Here is a 19696-nt window from a genome sequence, read left to right on the forward strand (position 1 = left end):
TTCACGGGACAGGGCGTCCAGGGACTCGCCGCGCAGCAGGCGCAGCACGACGTCCTTCTTGCGGTTGGCCGACCACCGGATGACTGCGGCGGGCGCTGCGCCCGGCGCGCCTCCAGTCGCGCTACGCGCTCCTTCCGGCGCACCGGGCGCGGGTGGCGTGAACCTCTCGATGGGCATGCGGCTCTCCTCTCCTTGGACCATGAGATTTACCTCACTTTTGTGTCCAAGAAAACTGGGGGCGAGTCAAACTTTCCAGAGCGGGGACAAAACCCCGCTTCTTTCTTGCATCCCATGTCCTGGGCGGGGCGGGAATCGAACAACCCGGACACTGCCTGACTGTGAATTTTGAACATCCCATCATGCCAATGAAAAAAAGAGCTCTTGTGTGTGGAATCATGCACAAGGCCTGAATTTTGCTTGATAAGCTTCGCTCAACCGTAATGACCACATCAACTGTTGCCCGCCTTGCCTGATTCCCGGGCAGGGCGGCTCAATCAAGCCGGAGGAGAAATCCATGATCTGCGCAGGCATCGTATCCAGGGTCCGTCGGGTTGTGCCGCTGCTCCTGCTGATGGCCAGCCTGCAACCGGCCCTGGCCCAGGTCAGCGCCGGCGGCACACCGCCCAGTTTTCGTCACGCGCTGGCCGCTGTCGTGCCCACCGTCTCCCTGCCGGCGCCCGATGTGGGGCGTTTCCTGGCGGAAGACGAGGCGGCCGACAAGACGACCACCCCCTGGCGCTTCGGCGCCCCCATTCCCGTGGAATTGGATCTGCAGAACGCTGGGGTCTGGGCCGCCTTGCCCGACGGCGGCCGCGTCTGGCGCCTGCGCCTGGCCAGCCCTGGGGCCTACAGCCTCAACATCCAATACGATCGCTTCCACCTGCCTCCCGGAGCCGAGTTCTTCCTCAGCAGCGACGACCAAAGTCAGGTCATCGGCGCCTTCACCGAGTACAACAGCTCCTGTTCGGTGGACGGCAGCTTCGCCACCCAGCCCCTGCCCGGCGATGCCGTGGTCCTTGAGTACTACGAGCCGGCCTGGGCCGCCTTCACGGGGGAGATCCGCCTCTCCAGCGTCGTCCACGCCTACCGCAATGTGTTCGGGCGGGTGGAGGCGGACCGTGGATATGGCGATTCCGGCAGCTGCAACAACAACGTCAATTGTCCGGAGGGCGCCCCCTGGCAGACGGAGAAGCGCGCCGTGGTGATGATCCTCACCTCGGGCGGTTCCGCCCTCTGTTCGGGCTCGCTCGTCAACAACACGGCCCAGGATCTGCGCCAATACTTCCTGACCGCCAACCACTGCGGTGTGGGCACGGGCAGCAACATCTTCGTCTTCAACTACGAAAGCCCCGGTTGCGCCAACCAGAACGTGACCTACACCTCGGTCACAGGCTGCACCCTGCGGGCCACCAACACGGCCTCTGACTTCACGCTGGTCGAGTTGAACGAGAACATCCCCGCCAGCTACAACGCCCATTTCGCCGGCTGGTCCGCCATTGATACTCCCTCCACCAGCAACGTGGGCATACACCACCCATCGGGCGACATCAAGAAGATCTCCTTTGACTCACAGGCCGCCATCAGCGACCGCTATCTGGGAACTCAGGGAATCGCCAACAGCCATTGGAAGGTCGGGCAGTGGGAGGACGGCACGACCGAGGGCGGCAGCTCCGGCAGCCCCCTCTTCGACCAGAACCATCGCATCATCGGACAGCTGCACGGCGGCTACGCCAGTTGCTCCAGCATCACGTCGGACTGGTACGGCAAGTTCAGCATGAGCTGGAACTACGGCGGCAGCGCCTCCAGCCGCCTGATGGAGTGGCTGGACCCGCTCGGCCTCAATCCTGGCGTCCTGGACGGCGTCGACGACGCCCCGCCCACCGTGCCGCTGCTGGCCCTGGCCGGCGTCAGCGTGGTGGATGGCAACGACGGCGCCCTCGATCCGGGCGAGTCGCCGGTCATCATCATCACCCTGGCCAACAGCGGCGCCGCGGCCAGCGGGATCACGGCCGTGCTCAGCGAGAGCAGCCCCTATGTCACCGTCACGGACGCCAACGGCGCCTGGCCCGACATCCCCTTTGGCGGCAGCGCCGCCTCCACCAATTCCTTCTCCGTCCAGGTGGACCCCGCCACCCCGGTGGGTCACGTGGTTTCCTTCAGTCTGGCGGTGAGCGCCAACGGCGGTTATGCCACCACCCTCGCGTTCAACCTGGCGAGCGGCCTCACCGCCGAGTCCTTCGAGACGGGGGACTTCAGCGCCTGGAACTGGACCCAGGGCGGCAATCTGCCCTGGACCGTGGTGAGCGACGTGACCTATCAGGGCACGCGGGCCGCCCGCAGCGGCGCCATCACGCACAACCAGACCTCCTCCATGACCCTCGCCCTGCAGGTGGCCTCGGCCAGCACCATCTCCTTCGCCTACCGGGTTTCCTCCGAAGCCAACTACGATTACTTGCGCTTCTACATCGACGGGGTGCAGCAGGCGCAGTGGTCCGGATCGCTGGATTGGACTGTCGCCAGCTACCCGGTCGCGGCCGGGGCACGCACCTTCACCTGGACCTACTCCAAGGACGGCTCGGTGAACACCGGCAGCGACTGTGCCTGGGTGGACGAGATCATTCTGCCTGCCCTGGGCCAGCCCCTCTATCCCGACATCGCCGTCACGCCGACCAGCATCACAAAGCAGTTGGCTCCCGGCCAGACTGGCTCGGAGACCGTGAGCATCGCCAACACGGGCCAGGCGGAATTGTCATGGTCGGCCGCCATCACGACCAGCAGCCTTCAGAGTGGGATCCCCACCCTGAAGCTGGCCAAAGGCGAGGAGGATCCGCGCGTTGGCACCTTCGACCGCGCCGCCGGCGGCCCGGACGCTTATGGTTACCGCTGGAAGGACAGCAACGAGGCGGGCGGTCCGGCCTATGCCTGGGTGGACATCAGCGGCACCGGCGTCAACGCCGGAACAGGCGACGATGCCATGCTGGGCCCCTTCGGCCTGGGCTTCGACTTCGACTACTATGGCACGACCTACACTGCGGTGAGGATCTGCACCAACGGCTTCCTCAGTTTCACCAGCACCAGCACAGCCTACACCAATCAGGGCATCCCGCTCGCCGATGAACCCAACAACCTGATCGCCCCCTTCTGGGACGATATCAACGTGACCACGGCGGGCATGCTCAAGTACCGGGCCGATGCCGCCAACCAGCGCTTCATCGTCTCCTGGCTAGCCGCCCCGCGCTACAACACCAGCGAGTACCAGACCTTCCAGGTCATCCTCCACGCCGACGGCCGCATTGTCTACCAGTACCAGAGCATGAACGGCACCTTGAACAGCGCCACGGTGGGCATCGAGAACGCGGCTGGAACGGATGGCCTGCAGGTCGTCTTCAATGCGCCCTACGTCACCAATGGATTGGCAGTGGAGTTGGCGGTCGAAGAGACTTGGCTGGGGGTGACCCCGCTCTCCGGCACAGTGGTGCCGGGCGGCAGCGGCAACCTGACTCTTTCCTTCGATGCCAGTGCGCTGGAGGCGGGCACCTACGCCGGTCAGCTTTCCATCGCGAGCAACGACCCGGACGAGAATCCGGTCCTTGTGCCCGTGACCCTGATCGTGGGCGCGCCCGACAACGAGGCGCCGCACATCGTCCTGGACTGCCTGGAGGATACCTGGAGCGAAGAGCCGCGCCTCGTGACGGCGCTGATCACCGACGCCAGCGGCGTGGCGACGGCTAACATGAGGTTCACCGTCAACGGCGGCGGCGAGCAAAGCGTGTCCCTCTCCCCCGCCGGACCCGATCACTGGAGCGGACAGCTGCCCGGAGTGGCGGCACCGGGAGTCGTCAGCTATCGGGTGAGCGCGGTGGATGCCAGTCCCAACGCCAACAGCGCCGAGACAGCAACATGCAGCTATCTCGTCCATGCCCTGGACGTGCCGCAACTCGTCATCTCCACCATGGCTGGGGGCCAGATCCAGCTTGACTGGTCCGCTGTGGACGGGGCCGCCTCCTACCACGTCTATGTCAGCATCGGCCAGGGCGAAGCCTGGAACCTGGTCCTCAGCACGGCCGCGACCAGCGCCCAGATTCCCGCGGCGGCAAACCAACTGCGCCTTTTCCAGGTGCGCGCCGTCAACTGACACGTCGACCAGCAAGCTCAGCGGCGGCCCCCATCCGGGGGCCGCTTTGTTGTGTCCCTTAGTGTTCAGCACGACGGAAATCGTACGAGCCAGCGGAGGTTGATTCCAATTAACTCTGAACTTTAACTATGTAATTATTCACTCTGTACAACTTCATAAAAGCTGAAATCCCCATGAAGATCGTGGCATGGGGATTGCTTGTTTCGCTCGCAGCAAAATCGAATCGTGGTGATTTCAGCAGCATTCAGCGAGGAGGCTTCCCATGAGGACTCTGCGTCTGTCCTTTGTCATCTCCCTGTGCGCCCTCCAATTGGTTGCCGCCAGCACGGCCCTGCGGGATCCCGGGGTACGGACGCCATCCTTTCCGGGGAGCCATGGCGCCCTGCGCGGCGCGCAGGATGTGCTGGTCATCCGTGACTTCCTGCCCTGGGGCGGGAATGTGGTGCCCGCCTTCGAGGCGGCGGGCGCCAACGTCACCGTGATCCCGACAACCCAGATCACCTCCACCAATCTGAACGACTACTGTGTCGTCTTCGTCACGGCAGGTACCCTGGAGGCCTTCAACCCCACCGCCATCCGCTTGAACAACGCGGTGGGTCTGTTCAACAGTTATCTGGCCAACGGCGGACACCTGCTCTATGTGACCGGCACCTGGGGTGCGGCCATGCAGCTCCCCGGCGGCGTGCAAACCGTGGAGGGGGGCGAAGACTTCAATGTCTTCACCGACGCCAACGCCTTGTCGGTGGGCATGCCCTTCCCGGAGTTCGAGGGGAGCCTGGCCAGCCACGACCTCCTGGTCGGCCTGCCCGACGAGGCCCTGGTCCACATCACCAATCTGGCCGGAGCGCCCACGGCGGCGGAGTACGCGGTGGGCGGCGGCACCGCGCTGGCCATGACGCAGCCGCTGGAGTGCTACATCCCCTGGGGTGATTGCCATGGCAGCTACGTCCACATGACCACCCTGCTTGAGAACGCCATCGGCTACATGATGGAGGCCGGCAACTGCGTGGGCATTCCCGTGGCGGCCAACGATAAGCCCCTCGCCTTTGAATTGATGGGCAACCATCCGAATCCCTTCAATCCGGTTACAACCATTTCCTTCAGCCTGGCGGAGACGGGGCCGGTCCGCCTCCTGATCCACGACTTGGCGGGCGCTCGGGTGGCCACCCTGGCGGACGGCATGCTGGAGCGCGGCGCCCACAGCTTCACCTTCAACGGCAATGATCTTGGCAGCGGGCTCTACTTCTATCGCCTGGAGGCCGATGGCCAAGCGGGCAGTGGACGGATGCTCCTGGTCAAGTGACGCTGCTGGATCGGGTGTCCTGCCGGAGACATGACCAGCGTGAATGTCGTGGGCAAGTGGAACTTTGACAGAATCATGATTCAACGCATCGAATTGTTCAACATGACCATTCCAGATCACGTGTTATCCAGCAAACACATTGAATTGCAACAGGAGGCAAGATCCAATTTCGAACTGATCATAAATCGGCATTGTTTTCCAATTGGCATGACCCTTGCCAACTTGACAATGCCCTGAACTAGACAACACCAACACAACCATTTGGAGGACTCGATGAAGGCTCTTACCACAACCGTCGTGCTGCTTGCCCTCGGCCTCGGCCAGGTCACCTTTGCGGACACGGGTTCCCGCAACCAGAACGCCCAGGTTCCCTCCGTTCCTGGCACCTACGGCCCTCGCACGGGCGAGCCCGTCCTGCTCATTCGCGACTTCCTGCCCTGGGGCGGAGACATCGTTCCCTTCTTCACCGCGGCCGGCACGGTGGTGACGGTCATCACCAGCGACATGATCACCAGCGAAACCCTGTCCGACTACTGCATGGTGGCCGTCACGGCCGGCACCACCGGTTACTACGACACGATCTACCAGGACAACGTCAACGCGGCGGTGGGCCTCTTCACGACCTACGTGCAGGGCGGCGGTGTCATGCTTTACCAGACGGGCACCTGGGGCGGCAGCATCAACATGCCGGGTGGTGTCAGCACGGTGCTGAACTATGACAACTACAACTACTTCACCGGGCCGCACTACCTGGCGACGGGCATGCCCTACCCCATGTTCGACGGCAACTATGCCAGCCATGACGACCTGCTCAACCTGCCTGGCTCGGCCAACGTCATCGCCACGGGCACCTGGGGACAGGCCACCTGCGCCGAGTGGACCATCGGTTCCGGCGCCGTGCTGGCCATGACCCAGCCCACCGAGTGCTACATCCCGGGCGGCTACTGCTATGGCATCGCCCCCCACTTCAACCAGTTCCAAAGCAACTGCATCGAGTACGCCCGCTCCCTGGGCGACTGTGGTGACCCGCTGCCCGTGGATGCGCAGCTCTCCCCGACCGTGGCCGTCAACTGCCTGGGCGACCCGCACACCGTCACCGTGACCATCACCGACGACAACAACCAGGTTGTGGTTGGCCAGGACGTGGTGATCGATGTGGTGCTCGGTCCCAACAACGGCCTGAGCAGCGGCACCCTGACCACGGACAACTTCGGCCAGGCCTCCTTCACCTTCACCAGCTACGTGGCCGGCACCGACCTGCTCGTGGCCAGCTTCTACGACGCCGCGGGAGCGCAGCACCTCTCCAACACGGCGCGCAAGGTCTGGGAGGAGTGCAACGTCGACGCCAATGAGACGGCGCAGAGCTTCGTCCTCGGCCAGAACTACCCGAACCCCTTCAACCCAACCACGACCATCTCCTTCACCCTGCCCGAGACGGCCGTGGCGAAGCTGACGGTCCACAACCTGGCCGGCGACGTGGTGGCAACGCTGGTGAACGGCATGACCGAGCGCGGCGAGCACCAAGTCACCTTCAACGCGGAGAACCTGAGCAGCGGTCTCTACCTCTATCGCCTGGAGTCCATGGGCCAGGTGCAGAGTGGTCGCATGTTGCTGGTCAAGTAAGCTCCCCGACATCGTCCCGCAATGGAAGCCCCGGCCCCGGCCGGGGCTTCTTCATGTCTGGGCTGAGGCGGGAGTGTCTCACAAATTGTAAGCGGCCGCACAGGGCGGCCGCTTGATCACTGGGCTGCAGGGACTCGAACCCCAATTCACGGAACCAGAATCCGTTGTCCTGCCATTAGACGACAGCCCAACAGGTACGAAGGCTGGTAATATAGACCGGTGCGCGACAAAGTCAAGAGCCGCCCGCCGGCGCCCCCCTCCCACACCCGACGCACAAGGCGGCGGCAGGGTCGAAACCCCGACGCCATGCTATCATGGAGTGGTCAAGCGGGATCATCACATGAGCTTCACCATCGGCACCGATTTCGACCGAGCCACCAACTGGCAGGCCCGCCTCGACCGCGAGCTGCCCTTTCTGCGGGCCTGGCTGCGTAGCTGGAATGCCCGCGAGGCCCTTGACATGGCATGCGGCAGCGGCCGCCATTGCCTCGGCCTGGCGGCCATGGGCTTCCGCATGACCGGCGTGGATCGCGATCCCGCCATGCTGGAGACGGCCCATGCCCTGGCGGCGCCAGCCAGGGCGGGAGACGATGGATGGCTGTCCCTGGCGCCGGGAGCCTGCCGCTTTCTCCTGGGCGATCTGCTGGAGCCCCCGGACCTGGAGGCGCAGGACGGCGTGCTCTGCCTGGGCAACAGTCTGTGCCTTCTGGCCAGCCAGGAGGAGGCCGGTCGGGCGCTGGCCGCCTTCCGCGACCGCCTGGCGCGGCGCGGCGGGCTTCTCATCCACGTGCTCAACTACCAGCGCTTCCGCAACCCGGCCCAGGCCTTCTTTCCGCTCAAGACCGATTTCGTCGACGGCCGCCCCCTGCGCCACTTCCTCAAAATGATTGAAGTGAAGGACGCGGTGGCGCGCGTGCATCTGGTCCGGATCGAGGAGGACGGCCCCGGGCGTTGGATCCGCCAGGTGAAGAGCGATCGCCTGCTCGCCCTTGATGCCGGCCCATTGCAGGAGCTGGTGTTGGCCGCTGGTTTCGGGGAAGTCCAGGTCTACGGCTCGCTCAAAGGCGAGCTCTATCACGCGGACAGCCACGATCTGGTGCTCTGCGCCCGGCGGATGTGAATCCGCCCCGTTGCCGGGGCGGATTCGAGACTTCGGGAAACTCGGCGGTACAGGTTCCCGAAGGGCAGTGGGCATGCCGCACCGCCGCCAGAAAAGGAGGGAGTTGACGGGCTGCAATTCAACCGATGAGCGGGCCTGCTTCCCATGCTGATCCCTTTTTCCCCCTACTCGCCGGCGCTCCTGCCCTGGAATCGACGTCTGGCCGACGCCGCCAACAGCTCCTGCTCAACTCTCCCGGGTCCGCCTGACCTGGGCCGCATGCGCACCCTGCCGCTTCCTGTCCCCGCCGACCCCGGTTGCTGCCTGTCGGCGCCGGGTGGCGGTTGGTCCCTGGTGCAGGGGACGACCTTCGACCAGTGGGGGCCGGATGGCACGCACCAACGGCACGTCGAACTGGAAGCGGATAGCGCCCTCCACAAGGCGGACGAAGGGCACGGCTGGGGTCCCGGCCTGTGGCTGGCCGGCGGGCGCTGCGCCCTCGTCAATCCCCATGCCATCCAGGTCCTCGATCCGGATGGCGCCTTGCGCGTCCTGACCACCAGCCCGGACTCCTCCTTCCATGCCAGCGGTGGATTGGCCGCCTCCGCGGATGGCCGCCTCCTCGTCTTCTCCGGAGCCGGCGATCTGCAGGTCCACTTCCACCAGGACTTCCTGGCTCTGCGCCTCAGCTTCCGGCGGGACGGCATGCATGCGTCCTCCGGACCGCCCCTCCACCCGCCCACCCTCTACCGGGATGGTCGCATGGTGTTGCAGCACGAGCTGGGATGCCTCTGCTGCTCGGCCATGGGCGAAGTGGAGTGGTGGTTCCCCGGCGGGGATCTGGCCCACCCGCCGGTGCTCAACCGTGACGAGGAGTGTGGCTTCCTGGACGCCTCCGGCCGCACCGTCTTCGTGGACCGCCAGGGCACGCCCCTGAGCGAGATGCTGGAGCCGCTCCTGCTGGCGGCACGGCCCCGCGGCGGCTGGATCGGCTTGGGCGAAGAGGCCCTCTACGCCCTGGATCGCAACTATGACCTGCTCTGGCGACTACCCTTGGCCAGCGCGGGCCTGCCGCCCGTGGTGGACGGACGTGGCTGGATCTGGGTGGTGGACGGGCAGATGGTCTTGCATCAGATCTCGCCCCAGGGCGTCATGCGTGGCCAATTGACTCTGCCGCGCCGCCCGGGGCTGCTTGCCCTGCCCGCCCGCGGTCTGCTGGCCCTCTCCCTTGGCAATCAGGTGTGGGTGGTCGGCTGAACCGGCGCTTCCCGGCACCTACTTGTCCAGGGCTTCCTCACCCTTGCGGAGCAGTTCCCCCGACTTCTCGACCGCTTGCTGGGCCGTCTTGCCGGCTCTGCGCACCAGACCTTCCACCTCTGGCGGCAGGTGGTGGTCCGTCAGGCGCATCCAAAGCAACAGCCCCGCCAGGGCCAGCGCCAAGATGAGGGCCAGCTTGAGCAGCCGTTTGGCCACCGCGTAAACCAGCAGCGCCGCCAAGCCCAGCAGGAGGGCGGTCAGCCAGGGGTGGCGGCCAATCATGGGCAACAGATCCATCGCATCCTCCCCATTCCGGTTGAAGTGCCGGACCACAGCATGGAAAAAGGGGGCCGATCGGCCCCCTGGATGACGCTTGAATCAGGCGCGGATTAAGCTTCCTCCGCTCCGTACCCGGTCTCCGCCTCTGCTTCGACGGCCGGTTGGGCGGCCGGAACCTCGCCCCGGGCCAAGGCTTCGGCGGCGGCCACTTCCGCCTCGATGGCGGCCCGCACATGGGCATCAGCGTCGGCGACGACCACGCCGGCGGAGGCCGTGATCTCGCCGTAGAGCTTGATGGGCACCTTGAACTCGCCCAGGGCCTTGATCGGCTGCTCCAGCTTGATGCGGCGGCGGTCGATCTCGATCCCCGCCTCGTGCAGCAGGTCGGCGATGGTCTGGGCCGTCACACTGCCATAGAGGCGACCCTGCTCGCCCGTCTTCATGTCCACACGATAGCTGTGGCCCTCGATGCGGGCCTTGAGCGCCAGGGCCCGGCCCCGCTCACGCTCGGCGGCGCTCACCAACTGCAGCTTCTCCTCCTCGAATCGGCGCAGGGCGCCGGGAGTGGCCACATAGGCGAAACCCTGGGGCACCAGATAGTTGCGGGCATAGCCGGGCTTGACGTTGACCAGCTCGCCAATCTTGCCCAGGCTATCGATATCGGATCGCAGTATAACCTTCATGCTCCACCTCCTTAGGCCGGGTTGTCGGACACGAAGGGCAGCAAGGCCAGGATGCGCGCCCGCTTGATGGCCGTGGACAACATGCGCTGATGCTTGGCGCAGGTGCCCGACACCCGGCGGGGAATGATCTTGCCCCGCTCGGTCAGGAAACGGGAGACCCGCTTCTCGTCGCGATAGTCGACATACTTCACGCCCGCTTCACAGAAGCGGCAGATGCGCTTGCGCTGGTAGGCCATCAGTCTTCCCTCCGCTCCGGACGCCCGCCCTCGCGATACCCTTCGCGGCCACCCTCCCGGTAGCCTTCCCGGCCGCCGCCCTCACGGGCGCCCGGACGCGTGGCGGCATTGCGGCGGTCCATCTCCTTGCGGTAGTGGTCCGTGGTGAGGGCCTTGTGGCGCATGTCGCGCTCATCCATGCGCACGGCCAAGTGGCGGAAGACATCCTCGGACAAGGCGAACCAGCGCTTGAGCGGCGCCACCGCCTCGCCCGGCATCTTCACCTCGCTGTAGATGTAGTAGCCGTACTGGCGCTTCTCGACGGCGTAGGCAAGCCGCTTCTTGCCCATGCGTTCCACCTTCTCCACCGTGCCGCCATTCTTCTCGATGAACTCGGAGTACTTTCCCACCAGGGAATTGACCCGCTCATCGTCGAAGTTGGGCTCGGCAATGAAGGTGATCTCGTAGTTACGGAGTTCACTCATTGCATCTCCTTGTGGACTAAGGCCATCCAGCCCATCTGGATGGCAAGGATTCCACCTGCGTCAAGCAGGGGAAAAAGGAAGCAGTGAGTATAGCGGAGCAGGGGGGGAATCGCAAGGCGATCACCCGGAAGTCTTCACGGGGCAGGCGCTTCCGTCAAGGTGACTGCCTGTAGGCGGATGGCGCCTCGAGCAAACGGTCAAGCAGAGCGGCATACATGGCGAACCAATGGTCCTCCCCTTCACGGCGCAGGAAGACCAGATTCTCCTCACTGTCCAGGCGCGCCCATTGGAAGGTGTGCCGCCCGCCGTCCGCCAGCGTCAGGTGGTGGCTTAGCACCGCGGGAGCCGCGCGCAGGGCTTCACGCTGGGCAGGGGTGGGCAGATCGGACAGGCGCAGGTTGGACAAGGCGGCCAGCAGGCCGGGCAGAGTGGTCTCCGAGCCGCGCGCCCCATGCCAGCCTTGGCCCCGCAAGGGCTGCCAGGACACACTCCAGGCCGTGTCGCCACGGGCGAAGGCCAGGCGGCCGTCCGACCGCTCCAGCTCGATGGCGACCACGCTGTCCGAGCTGGCGCGAAAGGCGAGCTTGTCCAGCCAGCGCCCCGGCAAGACTGAAAGTCGACCGCCCACTTCACGGGTCAGGCGATAAATGGCCAGGTCCTCTTCCCGTCGGGCGAAGCTGCCCTGGTAGTCCTGGCTGGCCCTCCCCACCCGCGCCGCCAAGGCCAGGCGCTCCCCTTCCCAGATCTTGAGTCGGGTGGCGGCGGCATCGCCCAGGCCATAGCGGTCATCCGCCAGCAGATTGTCGTTGGCGTTGGCCAGGGCCGCCACATCCAGGTTGGCCAGGCTCGCCAGCATGGCTTGGACGGCGCGGTCGTCCGCCCGCCAGGCCTGATCCCCGCCCACCTGCCAGACCCCCTCGCGCCGCTCGAGCATGATCGAGTCCCGCCCCTGGGCAATCCACACCCGGCTGACGGCGGCCGTGTCCACCTCGCCCAACTGCGCGGGATAGTCCCGCCCTTCCGGAATCACCCTGGGCAGCAGGATGAGCAGGAGAAGGAGACCAAGCAGGCCCGTCAGGTAGAGGTTCTTGCGAGACATGGGCACCTCTCTCAAAGGGACTGGGCGCGGCGGCGACGGGCCGACCAGCGCAGCAGACCGAAGCCGATCACGAGGCCCGGCAGACCCAGGATGTTCAACCACTTGATCCACTTCTTCGCCGCGGCGGACAACTCCTTGAGCGGACGGGCGGCCAGGCTTTTGCCCCGGATGGAGATGAGGCCCTCGTCCAGGCTGAGCCAATCCGTGATGTTCTGCGCCAGGGCAAGGTTGCCGGCCTGGGCGTAGCCGTCCACCAGGAAATCGCCGTCCCCCACCAGGGCGATGCGACTGTCCGCGGCTGTGGAAAGATGCGGTGGCCCAGGCGCTCCGCCCTCGCCCTCCGCCATGATCGCCGGCTTGCCGGCGAAAGCGCTGGCCAGGGGGCCCGCCACGGTGGCCGCCAGCACCTGGGGACCGGCGTGGAAGCGTTCGTCCACCACGGCGCGATCGATGCGCTCCAGTGGTGCCAGGTTGTAGGGGGGCGCCTGGATTTCACTCTGCGGCGTGCTGCGGGCGATCACCGTCACCTCGGCGCCCATGGCGCGGGCGGCGGCAAAGGCGTTGGTGTCCAGGGGCGAGGGGAAGAAGAGGGCGGCGGCCGCCAAGTCGCGGCTGATGGCGTGGTCGGCGGCGAAGTCCTTCACCTGGACGAACAGTGGGTAGCGCAGGGTCACGGCGAAGAGGGACATCAAGCCGCCGCCGCCCTGGCGCACCTGCACGTTGCCGCAACTGAGGTCGGCCAGCAGTGCTTCCTGCAGGCGGAGCCCGTAGTGGGCCAGCCAGGAAGCCAGACCCAGGTCCACCGGTCGCGCCTGCTGGGTCTGCAGGTCGGCCTCCACCTGGTCCAGGAAGAGCCCCAGCTTGCCGCCCCGCATGAGAAACTGGTCGAGGTGGTAGAGGGTGGCCGTGTCCACGGGCTGGCTTGGCTTGACCCACAGCAGGGTGCCGATCTCGGGCGGGATGCCCGCGACGGACGGCAGGTGGACGGGCCGCACCTGGTAATCCTTGCGCAGCATCTCGGCCAGCAGGCCCAGTCCGGATTCCGGCGGCAGGCCGGGGCGGCCCGGCGCGGCCAGGGGCGGCTCGCCGTGCCCCTGCAGGATGCCCAGAGTGGGCAGCTGGGTGGTCGTCAAGCGGCGCAGGGTGCCGGTGATCGTGTACTCCAGGCCGCCCACATCGGTGAGGACCGGAATCGTCTCCGTCCGGTCGCCGGCGAGGAAGGCCAGTCCCATGTGCACCATGCGCGAGGTGAAGGCGTCATTCTCCAGCACCTGGGCCTGCAAGGGCTGGATCCGATACCGGCGCGCCTGCTCCTCGAAAGCCTCCTTGTCCTTGGGGTCCACCATCTCCACGCTGAGACGGCCGTGGCTGAAGGCCTTGTAGTCGTCCAGCATGTCCCGCAGGTAGGTGCGGTTCTGGTTGAATTGCGGCCCCACATCCTCGCTGAAAAAGACTTTGACGGTGACCGGCTCCTCCAGCTCCGCCACCAGGCGGCGGCTGTAGGCGGAGAGGGTGTAGATGTCTCCGTCGGTCAGATCCAGGCGGCCGAAATGGATCAGGCCGGCCACATTGAGGGCGGCCAGGACAGCCAGCACCAGCCAGAGGTTGCCGCGCCGACGGCCCGTGAAAAAGGTCCTCATCGCTCAGTTCCCCCTGCGGCGGCCCAGGCTGAGCCCCGCCAGATACAAGGCCAGCGCGATCAGCGTGCCATAGTAGACCAGATCGCGGCTGTCCACCACGCCCCGGATCATGCTGTGGTAGTGGGCGTCCACCGCCAGGTACTCGAACAGGCCCACCAGCCGGGCTGGAATGAAGAAGAGCACTTTGTCCAGCAGGAAGAGGACGAGGATCATGGCGATGCCCAGGATGAAGCCCACGATCTGGTTGGGCGTGAGACTGGAGGCGAGCAGGCCGATGGCCGTGTAGGCCGCCCCCATCAGCAGCATGCCCAGATAGCCGGTGAGCACCATGCCCGTGTCCAGGTCGCCCAGGGCGGATACGGTCAGGGTCCAGGCCAGGGTGCCGGCGATGGTGACGGCCAGCAGGCTGAGCGCCGCCAGGAACTTCCCCAGCACGATCTCGTGGTCGCGCACCGGGTAGGTCACCAGCAGCTCCAGCGTGCCCGAGCGCCATTCCTCGCTGATGAGACGCATGGTGAGGGCCGGCACGAAAAAGATGAAGAGGAGGGGGATCAGCTCCAGCAGACCGCGGATTTCCGCCTGTCCTCCGATGAAGAAGCCGCTGAAGAAGAACCAACCGGCCAGCAGCAGGAAGACCGTGACAAAAAGATAGGCGACGGCGCTGTTGAAATAGGCCAGCACTTCCCGCCGCCAGATGGCGAGCACCGCGTTCATGCCTCTCCTCCCGTCTGGCCCGTCGACAGCCTGTGGGTCCGATGCCGCGTCATGCCACTCATGCCGCCGCCTCCCGGGGCGCTTCGAGCGTGAGCTCGCGGAAGACGTCCTCCAGCGTGTTCTGTGAACGCGACAGTTCGAGCAGCACCCAGCCTTGTTCCACGGCCAGGCGGAAGAGCGGCTCGCGCAGATCCTCGCCGGCCGCCGGCGTCAGGGTGACGCGCAGGCCCTGGTCCGTGGCGCGGGCGTCCAGCTCCCCCAGGGGCAGCCGCTCGCGCAGCAGCCGCTCCACAGCCGCGGCCTCCCGGCCGCCGGTGGCCAGCTCGGCCGTCGTGCGCACGACGCCGGCCCGCTGGCGCAGCAGGTTCTCCGCCGTGTCGTCGGCCACGATGCGCCCGCGGTTGATGATGAGGACGCGGCTGCAGACCGCCTCCACCTCCTGCATGATGTGTGTGGAGAGGATCACGGTCTTGGCCCGGCCCAGCTCCTTGATGAGGTGGCGGATCTCGAGGATCTGGTTGGGGTCCAGCCCGGAGGTGGGCTCGTCCAGGATGAGCACCTCCGGGTCGTGGAGAATGGCCTGGGCCAGGCCGACCCTTTGGCGATAGCCCTTGGAGAGCTGGCCAATGAGCCGGTGGCGGTAGTCCCCCAATCCGCAGCGGCCCACGGCGCGTGTGATGGCGGCCGGTGCCCGGGAGGACGGCAGGCCGTGCAGGCGCGCGGCGAAGTCCAGATACTCGGCCACGCTCATGTCGTGGTAGAGGGGATTGTGCTCGGCCAGGTAGCCGATCCGCCGGCGGACTTCAAGAGCCTGTTCAATCGTGTCCAGGCCGTCCACGCTGACCCGGCCGGAACTGGGCGGCATGTAGCAGGTGACCACCTTCATGGCCGTTGTCTTGCCGGCGCCGTTGGGTCCCAGCAGGCCGACGATCTCGCCCGACTCCACGGTCAGGCTCACGTCCCGCAAGGCCTCCACGGGACCGTAGTTCTTGCTGAGCTGCTCGATCCGGATCATGTCCTTGTGCCTCTGCTTGTCTGCCGGGAATCAGCCATGTCCCGCCCTCCTTCCCACCTTGGGACTGTCCGCCTGGGTCAATGACAGGCCGATCCCCTGGCGCGACCGGCCGCTTTCGCTGGGCGGATGACGTGAAGAGCGGACGGTCAGGCCAAAGATAATTGGATTGGCCTTGGTCGCGAAAGGCGGGTCAACGCCGACGGCGGCGCCTGGGTTCCCGCCTGGTGGTCAAGCAAGGGTCGCCAGGGTGGCCCGGCTGTTCAAGCCCGAGCGACCCAGCGCGGCGCATCGTCCACCCGCTGCCGCAACAGCAGATTGAGCTGGGCCGCCCCATGCTGGACATGGCGCAGATTGTAGATGTGCAGTTCGAATCGGCTCATGCCGGGGCGCTGGTCGCAGAGACGGCCCGCCTCGCTCTCGGTCATGTCGGCCAACTCCGCGCGGCATCGGTCGCGGGCCGAGCCCAGCCAGTCAAGCAGGTCCTCTTGACGGGAGACCCGCGCTGGCAGGACGCCGGCGGGGTCAAGCTCCTCCAAGCCGAAGGGGGCAGGGGGCTGATAGCCCTCGCGGCTGGGAGCCAGATAGAAGTCCAGCCAGAAGACAGTGTGATGGGCCAGAACCCAGGGGGCGCTCCAGTCGCCGACCCGCCCCCAATGCTCGACCGGGCAGGCACGAATGGCGTTGCCCAGCATGTCGATGGCGGCACCGAACTGCCGCCACAAGGCCTCCCTCGCCACCTCAATCATGGAAGACTCCTCTCAGGTTTCGTTTGAGTCGCCGCCAGCCCTGCACCCAGGCGTTGCGCGCCTCGGCCAGGCGCCAGCCGGTGGTCCCGACCCCGGGCAACAAGGGCAGAATGGCCGGGGCGCAGTTGCGCAGAAGAACGAAGTCGTAGGCATCATCGGCGCACCAGCGGCGCAGTGGGCGCGGGGCCGGATCCAGCATCACAACATCGTCCCTGTCCGTGGCCAGCCAGTTGGCCAGGTGGGGATCGCCGTGACGCAGGCCCACCTGATGCAGGCGGCGCAAGGTCTCCACCACCCTGCTCCAATGCCGCTCCTCCACAGGCTGGCCGGTCACAAATTCGTAAGCCAGCCAGGACTCCACCAACACGCCCCGCCTCCGTCCCTCCAGGAGCAGCAAGGGCCGCGGCGTGGCGATGCCCAGGGACAAGAGACGAAGACCCGCCGCGAAAGAGCGTCGCATTTCGCCGGCGGCAAGCAGGGAGGCCAGGCGGTTCCACCAGCGTCCGTCCCGCCACACAGGACGTTTCATCACCCAGGGGCCGGCCGCCAGGGTGGCCAGTGGCGCGGGTGGGCTGGCCAGCAGCAGGACGCGGCTGCGCCGATCGTCGCGCAGCGTCCGGGCCGGCGACCCGGTGGCGGCGCGCAGCTCCAGGGAGAGGGCCAGGGGGTCCGCCACCAGCGGCCGTGCCCAGGCCGCCAGAAGGACCCGCCAGCGCAGGGAGGCGCCCATCAGGGGAGGTCGACCAGACCCTGGACGCGGAAGAATCCGCTGCCCTGATTGAGCTGGCTGGGGCCGCTCCAGCTGTTGCTTGTGGTCTGCCCCAGCAAGGTGAAGGGCCCCCAGGGATGGTCGGCCCGGTAGATGCGGTAGAGGGCATAGGCATCCTCGGGCCAACTGAGCTGGACCTGGTTGCCCACCACCGCGATGTTGACGGGACCCGGTTCGGGGAAGGCCTGGAGGGCGGCGGGCAGGTCGATGATGCCCCAGCCGTAGTCGTTGTCCGGCTGGGCGGCGCGATCCGCCGTGCTCATCAGCGCGGCCCGCACCTGGGCCGGTGTCCACAAGGGATGGGCTTCAAGCAGCAGCGCGGCGCACCCGGCGACGAGCGGGCAGGAGAGGCTGGTGCCGGCGAACCAGCGCAGGGAGCTGGGGTCCTCCCAGCCGGCCGCCGCCACATTCAGTCCCTGGGCAGACACTTCCGGCTTGATGCGGCCGTCATAGGTGGGACCAGGGCTGCTGAACCAGGTGAGCTGCCCCAGCTCGTCCACGGCGCCCACGCTGATCACGCCGAAGGCGTCCGCCGGCGTGCCGATGTGGCCCCACTCATCGTTGCGCGCGTTGCCGGCGCTCACCACCACGGTCATGCCCAGACCCACCGCCGCGTCCACGGCCAGGGTGACCAGGGCCGTCTGTCCGTCCAGATCGGGCCAGGTGTACCAGTCGGTGTAACCCAGCGAGGCCGAGGCGACATCGGCCCCCAGGTTCTCGCCCCATTCCAGGGCCGCCAGGTAGTAGTCCTCCTCGACGGGGGTCTCGCTGGAGGTGTCCTCCGTTTTGGCCAGGAGGAAGTGGCAGTTGTAGGCGGGTCCATAGAGCTGACCGGGCCAATGGCCGCCCAGGGCCGTGGCCGTGGCCGTGCCGTGGCGGTGCTGGGACTCCGGGTCGCCCGGCTGGTTCTGTGTCTGGCCATCCTGGTTGATGAAATCCCATTCCGCCATGATGCGTCCGGCGCCGAAGGCCACATGGTCCTTGTAGTAGCCGGTGTCGATCATCAGCACGCGGATGTCCGCCCCGCTCAGCCCGGCTTCGTGGGCGGCGGGCACGCCGATCATCTCGAGCTGGTTGAAGGAGCCGCCGTACTCCAGCCGCGGGGCGGGCCCGGGCCGGGCTCCCACCGGCCGCGGCTCAGGCTTCCGGCGCCCCAGCGCCACGGGGCGGATCTCCCGCACGAAAGGCAGCTGGCGGATCTGGTCAAGCTGGTCCGGCGTGGCCTGGACCGACACGGCATTGAACCAGCGGCTCTGGACCCGCACCCGGGCGCCGCTGGCCTGCAAGCTGCGCAGGTGGGAGCGGGAGATCTTGCGATCCGGTTCTGACAGGCGATTGCCGCGGCCGCGGACCTCGCGGCGCCAAGTGGCCCGCTCGTCGGCGGGCAGGACCTCGCGGTCGGCGGCAGGACCCCGCCCGGAGAGGAAGACCCACATCACCTGCCGGTCCGCCCGGGGGGCGCGCTCAGGGAGGGCGCCCAGGCCCGGCCAGCCGGACGCGTCACCGCGCTCAGCGGCCAGGACCAGGCCGCTGGACGGGGCCAGCGCCAGGAGGAGCATCAAGGGAACGGAATGGCGGCTGATCGTGATCATGTGATTCCCCGGCTTTGGGCGCCCACCGCCGGTGGGCACCTTTCCCAAGTGGTAAGTTCGCATTCGAGGCATCAACAAGCAGCGGAGAAATGATGAGCGGGCAGACGGACATCCTGGCCTTGTGGCCTGAGCTGGACTGGATCGAGAGCGACTCCCTGCGGGCCTCCACCGCCCGGGCCTGGGAATTCGCGCTGCAGCGCAGCCCCCTCACGGCGGAGGACCTGCAGACCATCCCCTTCACCCTTCTCCACCCCACCTCGGTCAGTTTCATGGCGCACAAGCGCTGCGTGGTGCACATCGCCCGGGAGGCCGCCCGGGCCATGCAGGCTTTCATGGGGGACCACCTGCCCATCGACCTCGACACCGTGGTGGCGGGCGCCATCCTGGCCGACGTGGGCAAACTGCTCGAGTACGAACCCGACCCCGCCGGCGGCAGCCGGCAGAGCGCCCGCGGCAAATACCTGCGCCATCCCTTCACCGGCGTGTCGCTCTGCATGGAAGCAGGCCTGCCCGACGCCGTGTCGCACATCGTGGCCACGCATGCCGGCGAGGGGAATCTGGTGGCGCGCACAACCGAGGCCTGGATCGTGCATCACGCCGACTTCATGAGCTATGAGCCGGTGGCCAAGCGCTTGCTGCTCTGAGTGCGCCGTCGCGAAGGGCAAGGGGTGGTCGCTGGATTGGACGAACAGCCGCCGTCGCCGCCTCGGCAAGCCGGCACCGTCCAGTTTGTGGTCGGGGGGACGAGAAAAAACCACAAATGGTGCTGGAATCACGGGAACCTGACCCGATGACTTTCCGTTTGGTCGCGCGCTCCCCAGGACGCCCCTTCGAAGGGCGGGCGGGGGGAGGTGGGAGGGCGCGGCTCTACAGATAATTGAAGCGGGACCCCTAGCAGCCTGTCGGGCTTGGGCCTTGGATGGGATTCGCGCCCAAATCGAGGCCGGTTTTTCGGAATTTTCGCAGGGCATACTGGTGGTCTGTTCAAGAAAATTGCGGAAAATCCGGGCCGATTGGGGCGATGAAGACCGCCAAGTGGCCA

General features: G+C 66.6%; 17 protein-coding genes and 1 tRNA gene. 6 read left to right on the forward strand and 12 right to left on the reverse strand.

What is annotated here, in order from left to right:
* Nucleotides 1–514: 514 nt before the first annotated feature.
* The 3 genes from Q8O14_13980 (at nt 515) to Q8O14_13990 (ending at nt 7061) form a co-directional block, all read left to right on the forward strand.
* Nucleotides 515–4135, forward strand: coding sequence for a hypothetical protein (locus Q8O14_13980; protein ID MDP2361836.1), 3621 nt, complete (start codon nt 515–517; stop codon nt 4133–4135).
* A gap of 262 nt (nt 4136–4397) precedes the next feature.
* The gene (locus tag Q8O14_13985) at nt 4398–5438 is read left to right on the forward strand and encodes a hypothetical protein (GenBank protein ID MDP2361837.1); all 1041 of its coding nucleotides are present in this window, start codon (nt 4398–4400) and stop codon (nt 5436–5438) included.
* Between the two features lie 273 nt (nt 5439–5711).
* A complete protein-coding gene (locus Q8O14_13990) occupies nt 5712–7061 on the forward strand; it encodes an Ig-like domain-containing protein (GenBank protein MDP2361838.1) in 1350 nt (449 codons plus the stop codon).
* A gap of 119 nt (nt 7062–7180) precedes the next feature.
* On the opposite strand, the gene Q8O14_13995 is transcribed toward Q8O14_13990, so the two are convergent.
* Nucleotides 7181–7251: transfer RNA gene (locus Q8O14_13995), tRNA-Gln, on the reverse strand.
* A gap of 150 nt (nt 7252–7401) precedes the next feature.
* On the opposite strand from Q8O14_13995, the gene Q8O14_14000 reads away from it, so the two are divergent.
* Nucleotides 7402–8181 (forward strand): class I SAM-dependent methyltransferase, encoded by a 780-nt coding sequence (locus Q8O14_14000; GenBank protein MDP2361839.1) that lies wholly within the window; start codon nt 7402–7404, stop codon nt 8179–8181.
* Nucleotides 8182–8325: 144 nt separating this feature from the next.
* Nucleotides 8326–9417: a hypothetical protein gene (locus Q8O14_14005; GenBank protein ID MDP2361840.1), complete on the forward strand. Its 1092-nt coding sequence runs from the start codon at nt 8326–8328 to the stop codon at nt 9415–9417.
* An 18-nt stretch (nt 9418–9435) separates the two neighbouring features.
* On the opposite strand, the gene Q8O14_14010 is transcribed toward Q8O14_14005, so the two are convergent.
* From Q8O14_14010 to Q8O14_14060, 11 genes are all read right to left on the reverse strand, one after another.
* Nucleotides 9436–9714, reverse strand: coding sequence for a hypothetical protein (locus Q8O14_14010; protein ID MDP2361841.1), 279 nt, complete (start codon nt 9712–9714; stop codon nt 9436–9438).
* 92 nt (nt 9715–9806) lie between these two features.
* Nucleotides 9807–10379, reverse strand: coding sequence for a 50S ribosomal protein L9 (rplI, locus tag Q8O14_14015; GenBank protein MDP2361842.1), 573 nt, complete (start codon nt 10377–10379; stop codon nt 9807–9809).
* A gap of 11 nt (nt 10380–10390) precedes the next feature.
* The gene (rpsR, locus tag Q8O14_14020; protein MDP2361843.1) at nt 10391–10615 is read right to left on the reverse strand and encodes a 30S ribosomal protein S18; all 225 of its coding nucleotides are present in this window, start codon (nt 10613–10615) and stop codon (nt 10391–10393) included.
* Nucleotides 10615–11079, reverse strand: coding sequence for a 30S ribosomal protein S6 (rpsF, locus tag Q8O14_14025; GenBank protein ID MDP2361844.1), 465 nt, complete (start codon nt 11077–11079; stop codon nt 10615–10617). Before rpsF ends, rpsR begins: the two co-directional genes overlap by 1 nt.
* A 154-nt stretch (nt 11080–11233) precedes the next feature.
* Nucleotides 11234–12178 carry a DUF4340 domain-containing protein gene (locus tag Q8O14_14030; protein ID MDP2361845.1) on the reverse strand — a complete coding sequence of 315 codons (945 nt, stop codon included), beginning with the start codon at nt 12176–12178 and terminating at the stop codon, nt 11234–11236.
* Between the two features lie 11 nt (nt 12179–12189).
* Entirely contained in the window at nt 12190–13818 is a 1629-nt protein-coding gene (locus tag Q8O14_14035; protein MDP2361846.1) for a GldG family protein, read from the reverse strand.
* Nucleotides 13819–13821: 3 nt separating this feature from the next.
* Complete coding sequence (locus tag Q8O14_14040) at nt 13822–14532, reverse strand: ABC transporter permease (protein MDP2361847.1); 711 nt, start codon at nt 14530–14532, stop codon at nt 13822–13824.
* Nucleotides 14533–14590: 58 nt separating this feature from the next.
* Nucleotides 14591–15547, reverse strand: a complete 957-nt coding sequence (locus Q8O14_14045) for an ATP-binding cassette domain-containing protein (GenBank protein ID MDP2361848.1) — start codon at nt 15545–15547, stop codon at nt 14591–14593.
* Nucleotides 15548–15807: 260 nt separating this feature from the next.
* Nucleotides 15808–16293, reverse strand: coding sequence for a DinB family protein (locus Q8O14_14050; GenBank protein MDP2361849.1), 486 nt, complete (start codon nt 16291–16293; stop codon nt 15808–15810).
* Nucleotides 16286–17023, reverse strand: a complete 738-nt coding sequence (locus Q8O14_14055) for a hypothetical protein (protein MDP2361850.1) — start codon at nt 17021–17023, stop codon at nt 16286–16288. The genes Q8O14_14050 and Q8O14_14055 overlap by 8 nt, the downstream gene beginning before the upstream one ends.
* A complete protein-coding gene (locus Q8O14_14060; GenBank protein MDP2361851.1) occupies nt 17023–18654 on the reverse strand; it encodes a S8 family serine peptidase in 1632 nt (543 codons plus the stop codon). Before Q8O14_14060 ends, Q8O14_14055 begins: the two co-directional genes overlap by 1 nt.
* 92 nt (nt 18655–18746) lie before the next feature.
* Here Q8O14_14060 and Q8O14_14065 point away from each other — a divergent pair, with 92 nt between their 5' ends.
* A complete protein-coding gene (locus Q8O14_14065) occupies nt 18747–19298 on the forward strand; it encodes an HDIG domain-containing protein (GenBank protein MDP2361852.1) in 552 nt (183 codons plus the stop codon).
* The last annotated feature ends 398 nt before the right edge of the window (nt 19299–19696 follow it).

The organism is bacterium (assembly GCA_030685015.1).
Taxonomy (GTDB): domain Bacteria; phylum CAIWAD01; class CAIWAD01; order CAIWAD01; family CAIWAD01; genus CAIWAD01.